This is a genomic window from Amycolatopsis eburnea, from assembly GCF_003937945.1.
Classification (GTDB): Bacteria; Actinomycetota; Actinomycetes; order Mycobacteriales; family Pseudonocardiaceae; genus Amycolatopsis; species Amycolatopsis eburnea.
Window position 1 is genome coordinate 173,891 of sequence record NZ_RSEC01000048.1, and the last position, 18,847, is coordinate 192,737.

Below are 18,847 nucleotides of genomic sequence, written 5' to 3' on the forward strand. Positions count from 1 at the left end.
GGCTCACGCCGTAGCGCCTAGCCAGCTCCTGTCTCGTCATTTTCGGTGCGTCGGCAACAAGCCTCACTTCCTCCTCGTCAGTCGGTTTCCGCCCGCCCTCAGGGGAGCGCGGCCGGGCTGGCCGCCTGAACCCCGCCACGTCGCTGTTGTCGATGCGCCGCAAGACGCTGACCAGGGGTTTTAGCAGGTCGGGGCAGTTGGAATAGCGGCGCAGAAGCTCCACTCTCGAAACACCGCCTCACCAGGATCTTCGGGTCCGGGGGAGGCGGTTTTTTCGCTCTGGGCCCGGCGTTGCCTGGAGCCCGTACCGTCAGGCCTGACGCGCTCGGGACGCCGGCGGACCTTGGAGCGACCGCCGGCGTCCCTGGTGACCACGCGGAGCGTGGTGGTCAGCCGAGGCCAGGCCCTCGGGCCGCGCGCGTGTTGGCGCGGGCGGTGAGGAGGCCGAGGGCGATCATGCCGATGCCCAGGCCGAGGTGCAGCCAGTTGTCCGCCGTGTTGACGGGGACGAAGTTGGCGTCGCTGCCGTGGTCGATGAGCAGGCCGTACAGCCACAGGACGAGGTAGACGACGCCGCCCGCGATGAGGAACGTCCGCGCGCCGCGGGCGGTGCGTGACGCGGCGAGGCCGGCCGCCGCGAACAGGAGGTGCACGATGTTGTGCAGGACCGAGACCATGAACACGCCGAGCAGCATGGCCGTCGAGTCGTGGCCGGCGAAGCTCAGCTGGTCGTAGTCCGTGGTGATGCCCGGGACGAAGCCGAGCACGCCGACCAGCAGGAACACGGCCGCGACGACCACGGCGGCGAGCTGCACCGGGGTTCGCGTGCGGGTGGGGGTGGTTGCTGACATGACTTTCCCTTCGGGAGAACGGGTTGGGCCTGGGCTTCCCCCCTTTCCGGCGAACACACATCGAGTGGGCGTCAGAGGATCGGCTTCCCGCCGGTCACCGCGACGCGCGCGCCGGAGACGTAGCTGCCGTCGTCGGAGGCCAGGAGGACGTACACCGGGGCCAGCTCCGCCGGTTGGCCCGCGCGGCCCAGCGGGACCTGCTGCCCGAACGACTTCACCTGCTCCTCGGGCATCGTCGACGGGATCAGCGGTGTCCAGATCGGCCCCGGCGCCACGCTGTTGACGCGGATTCCCTTCGGGCCCAGCAACTGCGCCAGCGCCGCGCACATGTTCGCCACGCCCGCCTTCGTCACGTCGTAGGGCATCAGCTGCGGGGTGGGGTTGTCGGAGTTCACCGACGAGCTGCCGATGATCGACGCACCCGGCTCGAGGTGCGGCACGGCGGCCTTGGCGAGGTGGAAGAACGCGCTGAGGTTGGTCGCGATCGTGTGGTCCCACTCCTCGTCCGGGATTTCCTCGAGGGTCTCGTGCGTCATCTGGAAAGCGGCGTTGTTCACCAGGACGTCGAGCCGGCCGAACTCCTCGACCGCGCGCGCGACCAGGGTGCGGCAGTGCGCCGGGTCGGCGATGTCGCCGGGTACGACGACCGCCTTGCGGCCGGCTTCCTCGACCCAGCGGCGCGTCTCCTCGGCGTCGTCGTGTTCGTTCAGGTACGAGATCAGGACGTCCGCGCCCTCGCGGGCGTAGGCGATCGCCACCGCGCGGCCGATTCCGCTGTCGGCGCCGGTGATGAGGGCGGCTTTGCCGGTCAGCTTGCCGGAGCCGCGGTAGGTGTGTTCGCCGTGGTCGGGCCGCGGGGTCATCTCCGCGGTGGTTCCGGGCGGGCGCTGCTGCTGGGCGGGCTGAGACACGGCTGGCTCCTCACGCGGGGACATGATCCGTCGCCGGGTACCCGTACGGCTCCCTTTCACACCGCGCGGTTAACCGTCCGCTAACCGGGAATGCAGCCCTGACCACCGGACGCGACCACGGAGGACATCTTGTTCCGTCACACCAAGCTGCTGCAGTTCGAAGCCAAGCCCGAGAAGCCCGACCCCGTCTACGCCCACAAGCTCCAGGAGCTGATCGGCGGTGCCTTCGGCGAAATGACCGTCACGATGCAGTACCTGTTCCAGGGCTGGAACTGCCGCATCGAAGGCAAGTACAAGGACCTGATCATGGACACCGCGACCGAGGAGATCGGGCACGTCGAAATGCTCGCCACCATGGTCGCGCGCCTGCTGGAAGGCGCCCCGGCGACGGTCACCGCCGAAGCGGTCAAGGACCCCGTCATGGCCGCGATGATCGGCGGGATGGACGTCCAGCAGGCCATCGTCGCCGGTGGCGGCGCGCTGCCCGCCGACAGCAACGGGACGCCGTGGAACGGCAAGTACATCGTCGCTTCCGGCAACCTGCTGGCCGACTTCCGGGCCAACGTCGCCGCCGAAGCCCAAGGCCGGCTGCAGACCGCGCGGCTCTACAACATGACCGACGACCCCGGCGTCAAAGCCATGCTGCAGTTCAACCTCGCGCGTGACACCGTGCACCAGAAGCAGTGGCTGGCCGCGATCGAAGAACTGAAAGCCGACGGGCTGGAGGAGGAAATCGCGCCCAATGCCCTGCTCGACGAGGAGGACCAGACCCACAACCACACGATCTGGCACCTGTCCGACGGCCCCGACGGCGCCAAGGGCAGCAGCTGGACGACCGACGCGGGGATCGAGTACCTGATGGAGCCCGAGGCACTCGGCGGCCCGGGCACCGCGCCCAAGCCCGACCCGGCGCTCTACGGCACCTACGCCCCGCTGCAGGACGCCAAGGGCACGCTCAAGGGCAAGGTCAAAGCCAAGAAGAAGTGACTCGCTGAGAACCGGCGGGTGATCACCCCCGTGCGGTGGTCACCCGCCGGAAGCGCACCGGCGGCGGGATGAGCGCGGTGGCGGCGCAGCCGAGACCGTACGGGGAGCCCAGCGGCGTGCCTCGGGTGTCGTCGCCGAAGTGGACGCCCGGCGTGCGGGTCAGACGGTGGCGAGCGGGTGCGCGTGGCGCAGCCGGATGCTCTTGGCGGACAGGTAGCGGCGGCGGTCGGTGATCAGGATCGAGACGAGGGTGCCGACCACCAGCCACGCGGCCAGCTGGGCGACCCCGGTCGTCAGGCCGGTGCCGTCGGTGGCCGCGGCGCGCAGCGCCAGGACGGCGCCGTGGGTCGGGAGGTAGTCCGCGAGGGCGTACAGCGGTCCGGGGAGCGTCGAGACGACGCCGGTCGCGCCCGCGAGGACCAGTACCGCGAGGGACGCGATCCGGCCCGCGCGGCCGAAGAGCGCCGTGGCGGCCTGGTTGAGGGCGACGAACGCCGACGCGGCCAGCAGCGCGATCAGCAGGAAGCCGATGGTTCCGGCGAAGCCCAGTTTCAGGACCGGGACGGCGATCGCGGTGATGGCGAGCGCGGCCAGTGCGGCCGCGGTCGCGCCGGGGATGGCGGCGCGCAGGATGATCCGCCAGGTCGGCTCGCGCGCGGTCAGGACGCCGTCCGGCACCGCCCGGGTGACGATGTAGGTGGCCAGTGCCAGCGCCCAGAGCGCGAGCGCGGCGAACAGCGTGAGGGCCAGGGTGCCGATCGGCGTGCCGTCCGTCGTGGCCGTACTGGGGTCCGCGGCGACGGTCTTGAGGTGCGCGCGTTCGGCGTCGGTGTAGCTGGGCACCTGGTCACGGCCCTGGTCGAGCTGCGTGGCGAGTTCCTGGGCGCCGTCGGCGGTCTTCTTGGTCCCGTCCTTGAGCTGTCCGGCTCCGGAGGCGAGCTTCTGTGCGCCGGTGTTGGCTTGCCGGACGCCGGTGTCGAGCTGCCGCGCGCCGTCGGCGGCCGACGCGATGCCTGCGGCCAGTTCCTTGGACTTCGTGGCGAGCTGGGCGTTGCCGTCGGCGACCTTGCGGGCCCCGGTCGCCAGCGCTTGGACGGCGTCGCGGGCCTTGACGGCGTTGGCCCTCACGGCGGCCTTGACGCCGTCGATCTTGCCCGCGTCGGTGGTGAACCGGTCCGCGGTCTCGCTCAGCCGGCCGCAGAACGCCGGCGAGCCGGTGCATTCGTCGGCCAGCTGCCGGAACTGCTTCGCCGCGCTGCTCGCCGAGGGGACGGCGTCGAGCGCGGCGATGATCCGGTTGGCGAGCGGGACGACGACTCCCGCGAGCTGTTCGTTGCCGTCGGCGACCTGGTCGGCGCCGTCGGCCAGCTGCCGGGTCAGCGCGGGCAGCCGCGCGGTGTCGCGCTCGGCCTGGGTGAGCCCGGACGCCAGCTTGCCGGAGCCGGTGGCGAGCTGGGCGGTTCCGGCGGCGAGCTGGTCGGCGCCGGTGCGCAGCTGCCCGGCGGCGTCGTCCAGCTGACGCGTTCCGTCGGCGAGCTGCGCCGCGCCGTCCGCGGCCTGGCCGACTTTCTGGTGGAGGGTCGTGAACCCGATGTAGACGTTGTCCAAATAGGTCTGCACGACCTGCTGGTTCAGCGTCCGTTGCGTGGCTTGGGCGATGTGGTCGGCGAGGCCCGGATCGCTGACGCCGGCGGCATCGGACGTCTGCACCCGCAGCTGCGCCTGGCGCGCCTCGAGCGGTTTGCCGGTGGCGGCCGAGGTGGCGCGAGCGGAGAAGTCCTTCGGGATGGTCACCGTGGCCGCGTAGCTGCCGTCGGCGAGGCCGGCCGCGGCGTCGTCGGCGTCGGTGAGCACCCAGTCGTAGGCGGAATCTTCGCTGTGGGTCAGGTATCCCGCCAGCTGACGGCCGAGCGGGATGGTCTGGCCGTTGACCTGGACGGGTTCGTCGCTGTTGACCACGGCGGCCTTCGCGGTGCCGTGGTTCGCGTCGGGTGTCCAGAACGCCCAGGTGAGCAGACCCATGATGATGACCGGCACGGCGATCAGGCCGGCCCAGGTGCGCCAGGTCAGCGGCCCGGAGGCGAGGGCACGGGCGGAGTGGGCGAACGGCTTGAGCATCAGGAGACCTCGGCGGGCTGGACGGCGGTGAGGGCGTGCAGGTGCGCGGCCGCGGGCAGCAGGTCCCGGACGCGCTCGGGGTCCTGGCAGGTCAGCACGAACGTCGTGGCGCCCCGCTCGGCGATGAGCCCGCGGACGTGGTCGCGGACGTCCGCGCGCAGCACGAGGTCGACGTCGTCGACCACGACGAGCCCGGCGTCGCGGTCGAGGGCGATCTGCCGGGCCGGGTCCGGCGTGTCGCGGCACGGGATGACGGCGACCTCGCGGCGCAGCGCGTGGGTGTGCTGGGGCAGCACCCGGCCGAGCACCTTCAGGTCGCCGGTGAACTTGGTGACCCGGCCGGCGAGCGTGTACGCCAGCGCTGTCTTGCCACAGGCCCCCGTGCCGTGCAGCACCAGCACGCCGCCGCGGGGCACGCGCAGCTCGGTGTCGCGGTAGACCGGGTGCCCGCGGTCGTCCTCGAGGCGCAGGTCGCGGGCACTGATCGCCTCGTCGGTGCCCGGCCAGTCCGCGAGCCGCAGTTCGTGCACGAGCGCGTCGCCCTCGGCGTCGAACACCGGCAGCACCCGGTCCAGCTTCGGCGGGAGACCCCAGGCGCGGCGGCCGAGCAGTGCCAGGACCGCGGGCACCAGGGTCATGCGCACGATGAAGGCGTCGACGAAGACCCCGACCGCGAGGCTGAACGCGATGGGCTTGATGGTGGCGCTGCCTTCGGGGACGAACGCGGCGAAGACCGCGAACATGATCACCGCGGCGGCGACCACCACGCGCGAGGCGGAGATGAACCCCGTTTCGATCGCGTGGTGCGGGTCGCCGTGGTGGACGTAGTCCTCGCGGATGCGCGACACGAGGAAGACCTCGTAGTCCATGGCGAGTCCGAAGAGGACACCCATCAGGATGATCGGCAGGAAGCTGATCACGCTGCCGGTGTGCGTCACGTTGAGCGCGTCCGCGAGGTGGCCTTGCACGAACACGAACGACGTCGCGCCGAAGGCCGCCGCGACTGAGAGCAGGTACCCCGCCGTCGCCTTGATCGGCACCCAGATCGAGCGGAACACCATGGCCAGCAGGATCAGCGAGAGCCCGACGACCAGGATCCCGAACGGGAGCAGGGCGCTGCCGAGCTGGGCGGAGACGTCGATGCCGACGGCGGTGATGCCGGTGACCGCGGTCTGCGTGCCGTAGGCGTCGCGGAAGTGCGGTTCGAGCCCGCGCAGGCGCGCGACCAGATCGTCGGTCTGCGCGGAGTCCGGCGCGGTCGCCGGGACGACCTGGATGATTCCGGTGTCCCCCTTGGGGTTCGGGGTGGCCAGGGGCACCGAGGCGACGCCGGGGACGCGCCGGATCTCGCCGGCGATCTTGTTCACCAGGCCGATCGGGTCGGTGCTGGTGATGATGTCGGCGGTGACGATCAGCGGGCCGTTGTAGCCGGGCCCGAAGTGCTCGCTGACGACCTCGTAGGTGTCGCGGGCGGGACTGCCGTGCTCCTCGGTTCCGTTGTCCGGCAACGCCAGCCGCAGGCTCGTGGCCGGAATCGCGCACACCGCCAGCCCGGCGACCACGACCAGCACGGTGACCAGCGGTGCCTTCGTCGCCGTGCGCACCCACCAGCGCGCGATCCGCGGCTTCCGGCGGCGCCGCTTCGGTTTCGGGGTGCGCGGCCGCAACCGCTTGCCCGCGAAGGACATCAGTGCGGGGACGAGCGTGACGGCGATCGCGACCGCCAGCGCCACGGCGACCGCGGCGGCGACACCCATGGTGGTCAGGAACGGGATCCCCGCCACCGCCAGCCCGAGCAGGGCGATGACGACGGTGAGGCCGGCGAAGATGACCGCCGACCCGGCGGTGGCGGTGGCCCGGGCGATCGACTCTTCGACGTCGAGTCCCTCGGCCAGCTGGTCGCGGTGCCGGGACAGCAGGAACAGGGCGTAGTCGATGCCGACCGCGAGCCCGATCATCACCGCCAGCATCGGCGCGGTGGAGGAGATGGGCGTGACGACGGTGGCCAGGAAGATCAGCCCGATGGCGACGCCGACCCCGAGGACCGCCGTGACGAGCGGCATGACCGAGGCGATCAGGGACCGGAACATCAGCACCAGCACGAGCAGCGCGATGACCAGGCCGATGCCTTCGGTCGGGCTGAGCTTGGGCACCCGGTTGGAGAAGGCGTCGCCGCCGGTGTAGACCTTCGCGCCGGTCTGCGCCCCGAGGTCGTCGGCGATCGCGGAGAGCTGGGTCTTCGTGGCCGGGCCGACCTGGGCGAGCTGCACCTTCAACGGTACGGCGATCAAGGCGGCCCGGCCGTCGTCCGACACCGCGCCGTTGACGTTCTCGTCGAACGGGTTCACCACGGTGGCGACCTGGTCCAGCTTCCCGATCCGCGTCACCGCCCGCGCCACCGCGGCGCGGTTCGGCGGGGTGTCGGCCTTCGCGCCGTCCGGGACCACGAGGACCAGCTGGGCCGACGTGCCGCTGACCTCCGGGAAGACCCGGCCGAGGTGGTCCAGCGCGTCCTGCGACTCGGAGCCGGGGATGGCGAACGCGTCGTCGGTGCCGTGGTTGACCAGCAGCGCCGTCCCGCCCGCCGCCGCCAGCACCACCACCCACAGCGCCAGCACGAGCACCCGGGCACGGGCGGCGGCGCGGCCCAGGCGGTAGAGGAACGACGACACGAGGCCTCCTGACCAGGTTGGATACGCCGTGTATCGTAATGCAGGATGTATCCGATGCACAGTGCATCCCGTCACTCCACGGGGTGAGACGGGGAAAGTAAGGTGAACGACATGGCGACCACCGGCGCGGGTCTCGGCGTCCCGAAGGGCATGACCCGGCGACGCGCGGAGACCCGGCGGCGCGTCATGGCGGCGGCCTACGAAGTGTTCACCGAGCTGGGCATCCGCGACGCCCCGGTCGAGGTGATCTGCGAACGGGCCGGCTTCACCCGCGGCGCCTTCTACTCGAACTTCGCCAGCAAGGAAGAGCTGTTCCTGGCGATCTACGAGGTCGAGATGCAGGAGCGCGCCGAACGGCTGCGCGCCGCCGTCGAAGCGGCGGTCGACCGGGCCGCGCCCGGGTCCGTCGCCGAGGTGCTGCAGGAGGCCGGCCTGCTGTTCATGGAGTCCGTCGCGGCCGACGAGACGTGGTACCTGCTCAACGCCGAGTTCCGCGCCCAGGCCATGCGGCAGCCGGAGCTGCGCGAGCCGACCGCGTCCGCCGAGGCCCGGTTCCACGACGCGCTCGCCGCGATCCTGCAGCAGCTGCTCGCCCGGCTGGACCTGCGGCTGACGGTCGATCCGCGCAGCGCGGTCGTCACGATCGTGGCCCTCTACGAGACCATGCTCGAACGCGCGATCCTCGACGGGCTTCCGGACCGGGCCGACAGCCGGTACGTGACCGACGTACTGCCCCGGCTGTTCACGGCGTTGATCGCGCCGTAGCTCGCCGGGCCCGACAAGGCCTCCGCGATGCCGGGCAGACCACGTGGCCGGAGACGCGCGCAATTTGAGGAACGATCGTTCTTGACTGATCGTTCCTCAAAACACTATCGTCTTGGCATGGGCAGGCGACGGGCGTTCGACGAGGACGAGGTGGTGCGTGCCGCCGTGGGGTTGTTCGGGGGGCGCGCGTACGACGGGGTTTCCGTCGACGACCTCGTGACCCACCTCGGCGTGCACCGCAACAGCCTGTACAAGACGTTCGGCAGCAAACGCGGGCTCTACCTGGCCGCCTTGCGGCGGCACCTCGGCGACGACGTCCGCCCGCTGGCCGAAGCCCTCGCCGCGGCGCCGGATGCCGCGACGGCGCTGCGGCTCGTCACCTCGGCCGACCTCGGGCTGCTGCTGCTCGCGGCGGTCGAACGGGCGCCGGCCGACGAGGAGGTGGCCGCCGAGGTGAGCGCGGCGCTGGCCACCCTCGACCAGGCGATCGCCGACGCGCTCGGCATCTCCCCCGAACTCGCCGCCGCGCTCACGGCCGCCGCGCTGGGCATCGTCCTGCGCGGAAATCCCGACGGGGTCGGCACCGCGCTGACCCGGCGCTTCGATTCTCCTGACTGACAAGGAAAAAACATGGCACTGGTCCACATCGAGGGCGACGACCTCGTGGTCGTGATCGAAGGTCTCGACAAGCTCTGGGCGTTCAAGAGCAGCCTGACCATCCCGCTGGCCAACGTCCGCGGCGCGACCGCGGACCCCGGCATCGCCGCCGACCCCAAGGGGATCCGCGCGCCGGGCGCCCACCTGCCCGGGGTGATCACGGCGGGCACGTTCCACCTCGACGGCGAAAAGGTCTTCTGGGACGTCAAGGACCCGTCGAAGGCCGTCGTGATCGAACTCGGCGACGAGCGCTACGCCCGGCTGGTCCTCCAGGTCGACGATCCGCGCGCGACGGTCGCGCTGGTCGAGAGCGCGCTGCGCTGATGCTCTCCCACTTCGCCGCGGCCGCGGTGTCCCTGGCCGCCGTGACCGCCGGGCCGTCGCCCGGCTTCGTGCCCGCCGCCGACCGCGAAATCGTCTTCACCGTCGACGGGACGGCGACGTACGGCACCCTGCACGTCCCCGCGCACCGCGCCGGGCAACGGCTGCGCGCCGCGTTGCTGCTGCCCGGCAGCGGCCCCACCGACCGCGACGGCAACCAGCCACCCCACACGTCTCCCGGCACGCTGGCGCAGGTGGCCGGCGCGCTCGGCGACGACCGGGTCGCCACGCTGCGCTTCGACAAGTACGGCACCGGCCGCACCGGCCTCGGCGCCTACCGCGACCACCCGGAAACCCTGGACTTCCCCGCGTTCGTCCGCCAGGCGAAGGCCGCCTACGAGTCGTTGCGCGACCAGCCGGAGACCGACCGGCACGCGCTGCTGGTCGTCGGGCACAGCGAGGGCGCGATGACCGCGTTGCTGCTCGGCGGCACTGTCCAGCCGCGGCCGGCCGGGCTGGCCCTGCTGCAGCCACAGGCGATCCGCTTCCTGGACCTGGTCGCGCTGCAACTGCACGCCCAGACCGCCGAGGCGGCCCGGCAGGGCCAGTTCACCCCGGAGCAGCAGCACGCGATCGACGCGGCGATCGACGCCGCCGTCACCGCCCTGCGCGAACACCGGCCGGTCGACACCAGCGACCTGCCGCCCGCCCTCGCCCAGCTCTTCGCCGCGTTCCAAGGGCCGAGCAACCGGTTCGTGGCGAGCGACGACGCCGTCTACCCGCCGGACGCCGCCGCGGCCCTGCGCCCGGGGACGAGGGTGCTGCTGACCTGCGGGACGAACGACAGCCAAGTCCCGTGCGCCACAACGGATGCCTTGGCCGCGGCCCTGCGCCGCGCGCACGCGAGCGGACCGGGCCGGGTGCCGCTGCCCGGCGTGGACCACCTGCTGCACGACGCCGATCACCCGGACGCCCTCGCCCCGGCCGCGCTCGACGCACTTCACCGGTTCGCGGGTGTCGTGCCACGGCCCTCCCGTTCGTCGGGTAAATGACGACTCGGCTGATCCGGAGGTTCACGATGCACTCGACGTTCCGCACGCCCGGCGGCGTCACCCTGGGAGTGGAGCACTTCGGCGACCCGGCGGCGCCCTTGGTGCTGCTCGCGGGTGGCCCGACCATGCTGTCCTGGCCCGACGCGCTGTGCGTGGCGCTCGCCGGGGGCGGACGCCACGTCGTGCGCTACGACCTGCGGGATTCCGGCGCGTCGACGACCGTCGACCCCGAGACGCCGGGGTACACGCTGCGCGACCTCGCCGCCGACGCCGTCGCCCTCGCGCGGGGGCTCGACGACCGGCCGGCGCACCTGGCGGGCATCGGCGTCGGCGGCATGGTCGCCCAGGTCGCCGCGCTGGACCACCCCGGCGCGTTCGCCGCGCTCACCCTCACCGGGACGCGGCCGGTCGCGCCGGGCCCGGTCGACCCCGACCTGCCCGACCACGACGCGGCGGCGATGCGACGGCTCTTCGCGCTGCCGTCGCCGGACTGGTCCGACCGCACCGCCGTGGCGGACCGCGCCGCCGCCGCGGCGGCGATCCTCGGCGACGACCCCGCCGCCGCCCGTGTGCGGGCCGGGCGCGTCTTCGACCGCACGCCGGGCACCGAGCCCGCGGTCCAGCTGGCCAACCAGGTGGGCACGGTGTTCTCCCGGCTCGACTGCCGGCCGCGCTGGCGCGAGCGGCTGCCCGGGCTCGCGCTGCCGACGCTCGTGGTGCACGGCCGCCGCGACCCGTTCTTCCCGCTCGGCAACGGCGAAGCCCTCGCCCGGGAGATCCCTGGCGCGCGGCTGCTCGTGCTCGACGAAGCCGCCACCGCCATCCCGGACGCGGCCGCAGACGAGGTCGCGGCGGCGATGCTCGCGTTGTAGCCGGCCGGGCTCGCGGTGCCCGAGCAGGCCGGGGCGCCTATCCCCCGTGCCGACGGCCTGCTTCGGCGCCTGGAAACCCCCGATCCGCTCCTCCAGCAACTCCGCCAGCCACAACGGAGTCCGGTCCTCGAACATCGGGCCGACGAGCCGGAGACGTCCGCCTGGCTCGCGGTGCCGAGCAAGCCGAGGCGCCTATCCCCCAGCGCCAACAGCCCGCTTCGGCGCCTGGAAACCGCCGATCCGCTGCTCCAGCAACTCCGCCAGCCACAACGGAGTCCGGTCCTCGAACATCGGGCCAACGAGCCGGAGACGTCCGCCTGGCTCGCGGTGCCGAGCAAGCCGAGGCGCCTATCCCCCAGCGCCAACAGCCCGCTTCGGCGCCTGGAAACCACCGATCCTCTCCTCCAGCAACTCCGCCAGCCACAACGGGGTGCGGTCCTCGAACATCGGGCCGACCAACTGCACCCCCACCGGCAGGCCCTCCGGGGAAAGGCCCGCCGGGATCGCGGTCGCGGGCAGGCCGGGCATCGTGGCCAGGCCTGCCCACACGAGCTGGTCGAAGTACGGGTACTCCGCGCCGTCGACGGTGATGCGGCGTTCCATCGGGTTGGGGTGGTGGTCGTGCGGGAACGCCGGGGTCGGCGTGATCGGGCACAGCACCGCGTCGAACTCCGTGAACAGCTGCCGCCAAGCCTGGCGGTGGAGGTCGCGGCGGTGGTTCGCCTCCAGCCAGTCGCTGTGGCTGAACGCCATCGCGCGCAGCCGCACGGCGTCCAGGCCGGTGGCGCGGGCCTCGAGGCGCTCCAGGGATTCGATCGGGAACCGCCTGATCGAGCCCGAGATCAGCAGCTGCATGTACAGCGTCGCCGCCTCGGACAGGTCGGGCAGCAGCGCGCTGTGGTGCTCCACCCGGGCGCCGCCGTCCTCGAGCGCGGCCGCCACCCGGTGCACGCCCGCCCGGACCGCGGCGCTGGTCGGGATGAGCGGGTGGTCGTCGAGGACCAGGACGCGGTGGTCGCCGATCCGCTCGTGGCGGGCGGGTGGCAGGGCGATCCGGTGCGCCACGCCGTGGGTCAGCGGGTCCGGTCCGGCCATGACGTCGAGCAGGAGCGTGAGGTCGCGGGCGCTGCGGGCCATCGGGCCGACGACGGCGAGGTCGAGGTCGACCGGCAGCGCCGGCTCGGCCGGGGGGACCATCCCGCGGACGGCCGCCAGCCCGAGGGTCGGCTTGTGCGCGTAGACGCCGCAGAAGTGCGCCGGGGTGCGCAGCGAGCCGGCGATGTCGGAGCCGAGGGACAGCGCGCCGAAGCCGGCCGCCAGTGCCGCCGCCGAACCGCCGGAGGAGCCACCCGAGGTGCGTCCGGGGTCCCACGGGTTGGTGGTCGTGCCGTAGAGGTCGTTGAAGCTCTGGATGTCCTGCAGCCCCAGCGGCACGTTGGTCTTGCCGAGCACCACCGCGCCCGCCGCCTTGACCCGCGACACCTGCACCGCGTCCTCGGCGGGCACGAAGTCCCGGTGCGGCGGCATGCCCCAGGTCGTGGGCAGCCCGGCGACGTTGTACGACTCCTTGACCGTCACCGGGACGCCCAGCAGCGGCCGGTCTTCCCCGCGGGCGCGGGCCTCGTCAGCGCGCTGGGCGGCGGCCCGTGCCCGCTCGAAGTCCGGCACGCAGATCGCGTTGATCACCCCGTCGTCGCGCTCGATGCGGGCGATCGCCTCGTCGGTCAGCTCCACCGACGTCACTTCACCGGCGCGCAACGCGGCCAAGAGTTCTCCGGCCGTCCGAAAGCTCGATTCCATGGATCCGAAGCTAACGACCCGCTGGTGGGGGCACGAAATTTCGTTTCACACAACGCCGCGCACCGGGACGGATGTCTCAATTCCTGTCCGCTGAACGGCTGTGTCCGCGTTGTACGTTGTGCCTTGTGCTGGAAGCGCTGGGCATGACTCCCGACGAAGAACGGGTCTACCGCGTGGTCGTCGGCGGCTACCGGAGCGCCCCTGGCGAGATCGCGGGCAAGGCGGGGGTGCGCCGCGGCGAGGTGGACGCCATCCTGGCGGTCCTGCTGGCGAAGGGGCTCGTCAGCAAGGCGGGCGAGCACTACGTGTCCGCGCCACCGGACGTCTCGCTCGGCCCGCTGCTGGTGCACGGCCAGGAGAAGCTGGAGGCCGCCCGCGCCGCCGTGTCACAGCTGGCCGAGGAGTACCGCGGCAGCGTGCGGCGGCGGGACTCCGCGCAGCTCGTCGAGGTCATCACCGGGGTGGACGCGATCCGGCGGCAGGCGCTCAGCATCCAGCGCGGTGCCCGCGAAGAGTCGCTGTGGTTCTGCCTGGAGGGCAACGTCGCGATGGCGGCGTCGGAGAACGTCGAGGAGGCGCTGGCGCAGGCCCGCGGCGTGCAGTACCGCGTGATCTACGAGACCGGACTGCTCGAAGAACCCGGCCGGATCGCCAACGTCCTGGAGGGGATCGAGGGTGGCGAGATCGCCCGCTCGATCTCGAAGCTGCCGGTGCGCCTGGCCATCTCCGATCGCAAGGTGGCGCTGTGCCCGCTGGTCAGCCACGACAGCGACGGCGAGCCCACCGCCGCGCTCGTGCGGGAAAGCAGCCTGCTGTCCGCGCTGGTCGCGTTGTTCGAGGTCTACTGGGAACGCGCGTCGCCGCTGCGGATCGGCGACACCGCGCCGTCGAGCCACCTCGACCCCGACGAGCGGCGGCTGCTGTCCCTGCTGATCAGCGGGGTAAGCGACAAGTCGATCGCGACGCAGCTCGACGTCAGCTACCGGACCGTCCAGCGGCGGCTGCAGGACCTGATGCGCCGGGTCAACGTCCGCACCCGGATGCAGCTGGCCTGGCAGGCCAGCAAGCTCGGCTGGCTGGACGAGCCGAGCCCCGGGCGCCTCCTGCCGCGAACCGGCGGAAGGCACCCGGAGCCCGTGGGCGACGCTATTTCGCGCTGAGCCCGTACGCCCGGAGCACCGTCTGGTCGACGCTGTTCCCCGCGCTGTCGGTGGCCTGAACCCGCAACGCGACGTAGGAGTTCGTGGCACCGAGCGGCGGGTGGTCGACGGTGGCCTCGTAGGACTTCCCGGTCCGCTTGACGTCGGCCACGCGCCAGGTCTTCCCGTCGTCGTAGGACACCCAGGCCTTCATCGACCGCACGTCCGGCGCGGCCATCCCGTCCTGGAACCGCGCGGTCAGGCCGATCCGGGCCTTGCGACCGGCCGGGAGCCGGTTGCCGGAGTCGGCGTCGACCGCGTAATCCAGCTGCAGCAGCGGGAGCAGCGCCGTCGAGGCCGACCGCGCCGAGCGGAACGTCCACGACGTCCGCGTGCCGGTGCCGAACAGCCACTCCGGCGAATCGCGCCGCACCGACAGGTCGAGCCGGTAGGTCGCCGGGTCCGCGCCCGCGGGGAAGGTGCCGAACGCGTAGGGCTGTTCCGACACGAGTTCGCCGTCGCGGTACAGCTTCGCCGACGTCACGGCCGGTCCGGCCTGGTCGTCGCCCTCGTTGAACCCGTAGTGCCCGGCCTGGCTGTCGACGAACTCCGGGATCCGGATCCGGAGGTTGTCACCCTCCCGGGCCGAGTCCAGGCCCGGTACGCCGCGCGGGATGGCGGGCCGGACGACCGGCGCGAACCAGTCCTCGGTGAGCTTCTCCCCGTCCTGGTAGGTGCGCGGTGCCGTGGTCATGCCGCCCTGCAGCGGGGACATCTCGTCCCAGACCAGGCCGTGCTTGACCCGGTGCTGCCACTGGACGTCCCCGGAGCTGACGTACTCCTCCCGGGTCGACGGCGTCGCCACGAGCCGCTGGTACTCGTTGACGGCGAAGTCCTGCCACGGCTTCCAGGCGAACCGCTGTTCCTTGGCCTCGCCGCCGCTGCCCGCCTGCCGGTAGTGGGTGGTGACGGTCGCGGTGTTCGCCGCGGTGACCCGGTGGACGATCCGCTCCGGGATCCGGTCGTGCTCGGTCTGGACCACGTCGTAGAGGTACGGGCTGACCGGGATCCCCCGCAGGCTCAGCAACGCCGGGAGCCACTTGAGCCGCGCGAGCAGCGCCACGCCCTCGTCCCGGTCGAGCTGGACGGTCGGGACCGGCAGGAACGGCGCCGCGCTGATCGACGGCACCGAGGCGGTGCTCCAGCCGTCCGGCACGACGATGAAGACCATCGCCGCGCCGGCGGCCGCGGCGGCGCGGGAGACGTCGTCGCGGTTGTAGTCCGCCGGGTCCGGGTCGACGACCGCGATCTTCCCGCGCACGTTCACCCGCTGGAAGTCCGCCGGCTTGCCCTGCCCCGCGGAGACGGCCGGCAGCAGCCGCCAGCCGTCCAGCTTGGGCGATCCGGCGAGGTAGCGGGTCGTGAGCGAGTCGCGGTCGCCCAGGACGGTCGCCGTCAGCGGCGGCGCGATCCTCGACCAGCGTGAGCCGAATTCGAAGGCGCCGGTGGTCACCTTCGGCGTCGGGGTGACCCGGAGCTCGCGGGTGTAGTCGAACTGCATGGCGTAGTTCGCGATGCGGCGCGGGCCGAGTTCCCGGTAGGTGTAGTAGCTCCAGATCCCCGCCTGTTCCGACGGCTTGGGGGTCTCGATCTCCACCTTCACCGCCTTGCGGGCGTCCAGCACGAGGTTCGTGTCGCCGGTGACCCGGATCTCCGGCAGCACGACCTGCTGGACGGTGAGGCCGTCGCCGCCGCCGTCGACCTCCGCGGTCAGGTAGTACACGCCCGCGCCGAGTTCCAGCGTCAGGCTGTCGCCGCCCAGCCAGGTGTTCACGTCGTAGCGGTAGTCCTCGCCGTACATCAGCAGCCACGGCGCGACGGCCGGCTTGCCCCGCAGGTCGAGCGCGGAGATGGTGACCTTGTGCTTCGGCGCGGTCTTGTCCGCGCCGACGGCGGTGTGCACCACGACACTGCCGTCAGTCGCGGTGAGCCGCCCGCTGTAGGTGCCCGCGGCCAGCTTCGCCGGGTCGCCGGTGAGCACGACCTTCGCGGTGCCGCCGGCCGGGACGTCCACAGTGGACTTGTCGAGCCGGATCCCGTCGGCGGCGGGGACGCCGGCGAGGGACTTGGCCTCGAGCGCGAGCTTCAGCGAGACCGGCGTGGTGCCGACGTTGGTGTAGGTGACCTCTTTGGACACCGCCGCCTTGCCGTCCTCGACCGCGCCGAGGTCGAGCGTGCCGGTGGCGAACACCCGCTGCTTCACCGCGCGGGCCACGTCGACGCGGCCGCCGCCCTGCTCGAACACCGAGAGCCCGGGCGCGGTCAGTGACGTGCTGGCCAGCGCGTCCTTGAGCTGACTGCTCTTCCAGCCGGGGTGCTGCTGGGCGAGGATCGCGACCGCGCCGGCGACGTGCGGCGTGGCCATCGACGTACCGGAGGCGGCGGTGTAGTGGTCGTCGACGACGTCGCCCATCGCGGTCCCGGCGGCGCGTGCGGCGACGATGCCGACGCCGGGCGCGGTGATGTCGGGCTTGACGGCGTTGTCGCCCAGGCGCGGGCCGCGGCTGGAGAACGACGCCAGGCTCTCGTCGCGGCCGACGGCGCCGACGGTCAGCGCGGCGGCCGCGGTGCCCGGCGAGCCGACCGTGTAGGCGCCCTGCTCGCCGTCGTTGCCGGCGGCCACCACGAAGAGCGTGCCGGTCTGCGCGCTGAGCGCGTCGAGACCGAGGCTGAGCGCGTCGGTGCCGTCGGTCGCCCCGCCGCCGAGGCTCATGTTGACCGCCTTGGCGCCGGAGTGCGCCGCCCACTCCATCCCGGCGAGGACCCAGGACTCGTAGCCGAAGCCGTCGTCGTCGAGAACCTTGCCGATGAGCAGTTCCGCGCCCGGCGCGGCGCCCTTGAGCTTGCCGCCCGAAGCGGCGCCCGACCCCGCGATCGTCGAGGCGACGTGCGTGCCGTGGCCGAAGTGGTCGGTGGTGTCGGGACTGGTCGTGAAGTTGACCGCCTCGCGCACGCGCCCGGCGAGGTCGGGGTGGGTGGGGTCGTAGCCGGTGTCGAGCACCGCGACCGTGGTGCCGGTGCCGTCGTAGCCCGCGGCCCACGCCTCGGGCGCGCCGATCTGCGGGACGCTGCGGTCGAGCGACGCGCGGACCTTGCGGTCCAGGGAGATCCGCTCGATGTCTCCCGAGGAGGCCCAGAACGCGGCGGCGGTCGCCTTGCTCGCCCGCGCCGAACGGCCGTTGACGCTGGTCAGCGTCACGCCGAGGTCGGCTTTCGCGGTGGCTTTCCGCAGGTCGGTGCCCTTGCGGTAGGTCAGGATCAGCGGCAGGGCCGCCGACTGCTCGTCGGCGTAGCCCTCGGCGATCAGCTCGGTGACGTCGAAGAGGGTCCGGTCGACCTGCTTCGAGGCCAGCCGCGGGGTGACGTCCTCGGGGAAGACGCTGAGGTGGCCGTCGACCTCCTGCTGGTGGAACCGGATCTTCTCCCGGCCCGGCGCGGGCTGGACGGTGGCGGCCTGCTTGCCGCCGGGCTGCCGCTCGACCTGGACGACGTCCCCGGTGAGCAGGGTGACCGAATGCCGCCCGGCACCCGCGGGCGCCGGCGCCGCGTGCGGGCCGGGCGCCGCGTCCGCGGCTGCGGCGGTACCCGCGGCCAGCGCGCCGGCGCAGGCCAGGACCAGAACACGTGATCTCCAGTGCATCGCACCAGGCTCGCGCCGACGCCGTGATCCGTCACTAGGGCGGGCGCGTCCGAAACACGACACGTCGCATCTTCGTCACCCGGCTGCGTCAGCCCCCGGGCGGCCGCCAAGCCTTCGTCCGGGGAGCTGGCCGGGGCCGGGCCCACCGCTAGGCTGCCGGACGTGCGCGCGGCGAACATCGTGGTCATGACCCTGGGCTTCGCCCTGATCGCCCTCGGCACCGCCGCCGGAGGCGCGCTCCTGCTGATCGCCGGGCTGGCCGGCAACAGTCGCGACTGGACCGGCTCCGGCCCGGCGTTCGCCTGGCTCGCCGGCGCCGTCGCGTGGATGGTCGTCGCCGGTGGGGCCGCCGTCTGGTCGGCTCGCCGGACGAGGTGGCTCGCCGGGCTGCCCTGCGTCGTGCTCGGCGCCGCACCCGCCGTCGTCGTCGCGGTGGCAGCGCTTAGCTGAGCGTCAGCCCCGCAGGACCCACTGGATCTGCTCCACCGTCGGCGTCTCCACCTCGAACAGGCACTGGAGCTGGAAGCCGTCGGCGGCGGCGGCCAGGCGGGCGGCCTCGGCCGGGGGCAGGATCTCCGCCAGGCGTTCGCGCAGGCGGGCGTTGGCCACGCGGCTGGCCTGGCGGAACTCCTCGTGGCGGGTGCCCAGCGCGTACAGCTCGTAGGCGACCACGCTCGTCGCCCGCTGCTCGGTCAGCTGGTGGTGGATCAGCTCCGCCAGCCGGGCCACCACGTTCTCCGGCCCGGTTCCGTCGAGCCACTCGCGCAGGGTGTCCGTCCGCAGCCGCAGGACGCGGGCGCCGACCTCCAGCAGCAGGGCCGGGACCGAGTCGAAGTGCTCGGCCGCCGCGCCCGGTGGGAGGCCCGCTTCCGCCGTCACCGTCTCCGCGGTGATGCTCGCGAGGCCGCCGTGCTGCGCCAGGCGGACGGCGGCGTGCACGAGCCGCTCCCGCCACTCGGGGTCGATCACCGAAACAGCATGACACCGTCCCGTGTCAAGCGG

The 18,847-nt window shown here is 72.6% G+C and carries 15 protein-coding genes; 8 read left to right on the forward strand and 7 right to left on the reverse strand.

Annotated elements, in window-relative coordinates:
* Window positions 1–389 precede the first annotated feature (389 nt).
* Both EIY87_RS22285 and EIY87_RS22290 read right to left on the reverse strand, forming a co-directional pair.
* Complete coding sequence (locus EIY87_RS22285) at window positions 390–851, reverse strand: DUF4383 domain-containing protein (RefSeq protein ID WP_125311288.1); 462 nt, start codon at window positions 849–851, stop codon at window positions 390–392.
* A 71-nt stretch (window positions 852–922) separates the two neighbouring features.
* Entirely contained in the window at window positions 923–1,786 is an 864-nt protein-coding gene (locus EIY87_RS22290) for an SDR family oxidoreductase (protein ID WP_125311290.1), read from the reverse strand.
* Between the two features lie 105 nt (window positions 1,787–1,891).
* Here EIY87_RS22290 and EIY87_RS22295 point away from each other — a divergent pair, with 105 nt between their 5' ends.
* Entirely contained in the window at window positions 1,892–2,749 is an 858-nt protein-coding gene (locus EIY87_RS22295; RefSeq protein WP_125311293.1) for a manganese catalase family protein, read from the forward strand.
* A 159-nt stretch (window positions 2,750–2,908) separates the two neighbouring features.
* On the opposite strand, the gene EIY87_RS22300 is transcribed toward EIY87_RS22295, so the two are convergent.
* Together EIY87_RS22300 and EIY87_RS22305 are read right to left on the reverse strand one after the other, a co-directional pair.
* Window positions 2,909–4,867, reverse strand: coding sequence for a YhgE/Pip family protein (locus EIY87_RS22300; protein WP_125311295.1), 1,959 nt, complete (start codon window positions 4,865–4,867; stop codon window positions 2,909–2,911).
* The gene (locus EIY87_RS22305; protein ID WP_125311298.1) at window positions 4,867–7,539 is read right to left on the reverse strand and encodes an MMPL family transporter; all 2,673 of its coding nucleotides are present in this window, start codon (window positions 7,537–7,539) and stop codon (window positions 4,867–4,869) included. The genes EIY87_RS22300 and EIY87_RS22305 overlap by 1 nt, the downstream gene beginning before the upstream one ends.
* A gap of 111 nt (window positions 7,540–7,650) precedes the next feature.
* On the opposite strand from EIY87_RS22305, the gene EIY87_RS22310 reads away from it, so the two are divergent.
* The 5 genes from EIY87_RS22310 to EIY87_RS22330 all read left to right on the forward strand — a co-directional run bounded on the left by EIY87_RS22310 (window position 7,651) and on the right by EIY87_RS22330 (window position 11,206).
* Window positions 7,651–8,304 carry a TetR/AcrR family transcriptional regulator gene (locus EIY87_RS22310; RefSeq protein WP_125311301.1) on the forward strand — a complete coding sequence of 218 codons (654 nt, stop codon included), beginning with the start codon at window positions 7,651–7,653 and terminating at the stop codon, window positions 8,302–8,304.
* Window positions 8,305–8,421: 117 nt separating this feature from the next.
* Window positions 8,422–8,922 (forward strand): TetR/AcrR family transcriptional regulator, encoded by a 501-nt coding sequence (locus EIY87_RS22315; RefSeq protein WP_191984215.1) that lies wholly within the window; start codon window positions 8,422–8,424, stop codon window positions 8,920–8,922.
* 12 nt (window positions 8,923–8,934) lie between these two features.
* Window positions 8,935–9,285, forward strand: coding sequence for a hypothetical protein (locus EIY87_RS22320; protein WP_125311307.1), 351 nt, complete (start codon window positions 8,935–8,937; stop codon window positions 9,283–9,285).
* Window positions 9,285–10,334, forward strand: a complete 1,050-nt coding sequence (locus EIY87_RS22325) for an alpha/beta hydrolase (protein WP_125311310.1) — start codon at window positions 9,285–9,287, stop codon at window positions 10,332–10,334. Before EIY87_RS22320 ends, EIY87_RS22325 begins: the two co-directional genes overlap by 1 nt.
* A complete protein-coding gene (locus EIY87_RS22330; protein WP_225439984.1) occupies window positions 10,331–11,206 on the forward strand; it encodes an alpha/beta fold hydrolase in 876 nt (291 codons plus the stop codon). Before EIY87_RS22325 ends, EIY87_RS22330 begins: the two co-directional genes overlap by 4 nt.
* Before the next feature lie 348 nt (window positions 11,207–11,554).
* On the opposite strand, the gene EIY87_RS22335 is transcribed toward EIY87_RS22330, so the two are convergent.
* Entirely contained in the window at window positions 11,555–13,006 is a 1,452-nt protein-coding gene (locus tag EIY87_RS22335; RefSeq protein ID WP_125311313.1) for an amidase, read from the reverse strand.
* Between the two features lie 125 nt (window positions 13,007–13,131).
* Between EIY87_RS22335 and EIY87_RS22340 the strand changes: the two genes are divergently transcribed.
* Window positions 13,132–14,166 (forward strand): helix-turn-helix transcriptional regulator, encoded by a 1,035-nt coding sequence (locus tag EIY87_RS22340; RefSeq protein WP_125311315.1) that lies wholly within the window; start codon window positions 13,132–13,134, stop codon window positions 14,164–14,166.
* Here the strand turns inward: EIY87_RS22340 and EIY87_RS22345 are convergent.
* Window positions 14,153–17,845 carry a S8 family serine peptidase gene (locus EIY87_RS22345; RefSeq protein WP_125311317.1) on the reverse strand — a complete coding sequence of 1,231 codons (3,693 nt, stop codon included), beginning with the start codon at window positions 17,843–17,845 and terminating at the stop codon, window positions 14,153–14,155. The two genes, EIY87_RS22340 and EIY87_RS22345, sit on opposite strands and share 14 nt — an antisense overlap.
* A gap of 162 nt (window positions 17,846–18,007) precedes the next feature.
* Here EIY87_RS22345 and EIY87_RS22350 point away from each other — a divergent pair, with 162 nt between their 5' ends.
* Complete coding sequence (locus EIY87_RS22350; RefSeq protein WP_125311319.1) at window positions 18,008–18,295, forward strand: hypothetical protein; 288 nt, start codon at window positions 18,008–18,010, stop codon at window positions 18,293–18,295.
* Between the two features lie 3 nt (window positions 18,296–18,298).
* Here EIY87_RS22350 and EIY87_RS22355 read toward each other — a convergent pair whose 3' ends face one another.
* Complete coding sequence (locus tag EIY87_RS22355) at window positions 18,299–18,814, reverse strand: TetR/AcrR family transcriptional regulator (protein WP_158641339.1); 516 nt, start codon at window positions 18,812–18,814, stop codon at window positions 18,299–18,301.
* Window positions 18,815–18,847: the final 33 nt, after the last annotated feature.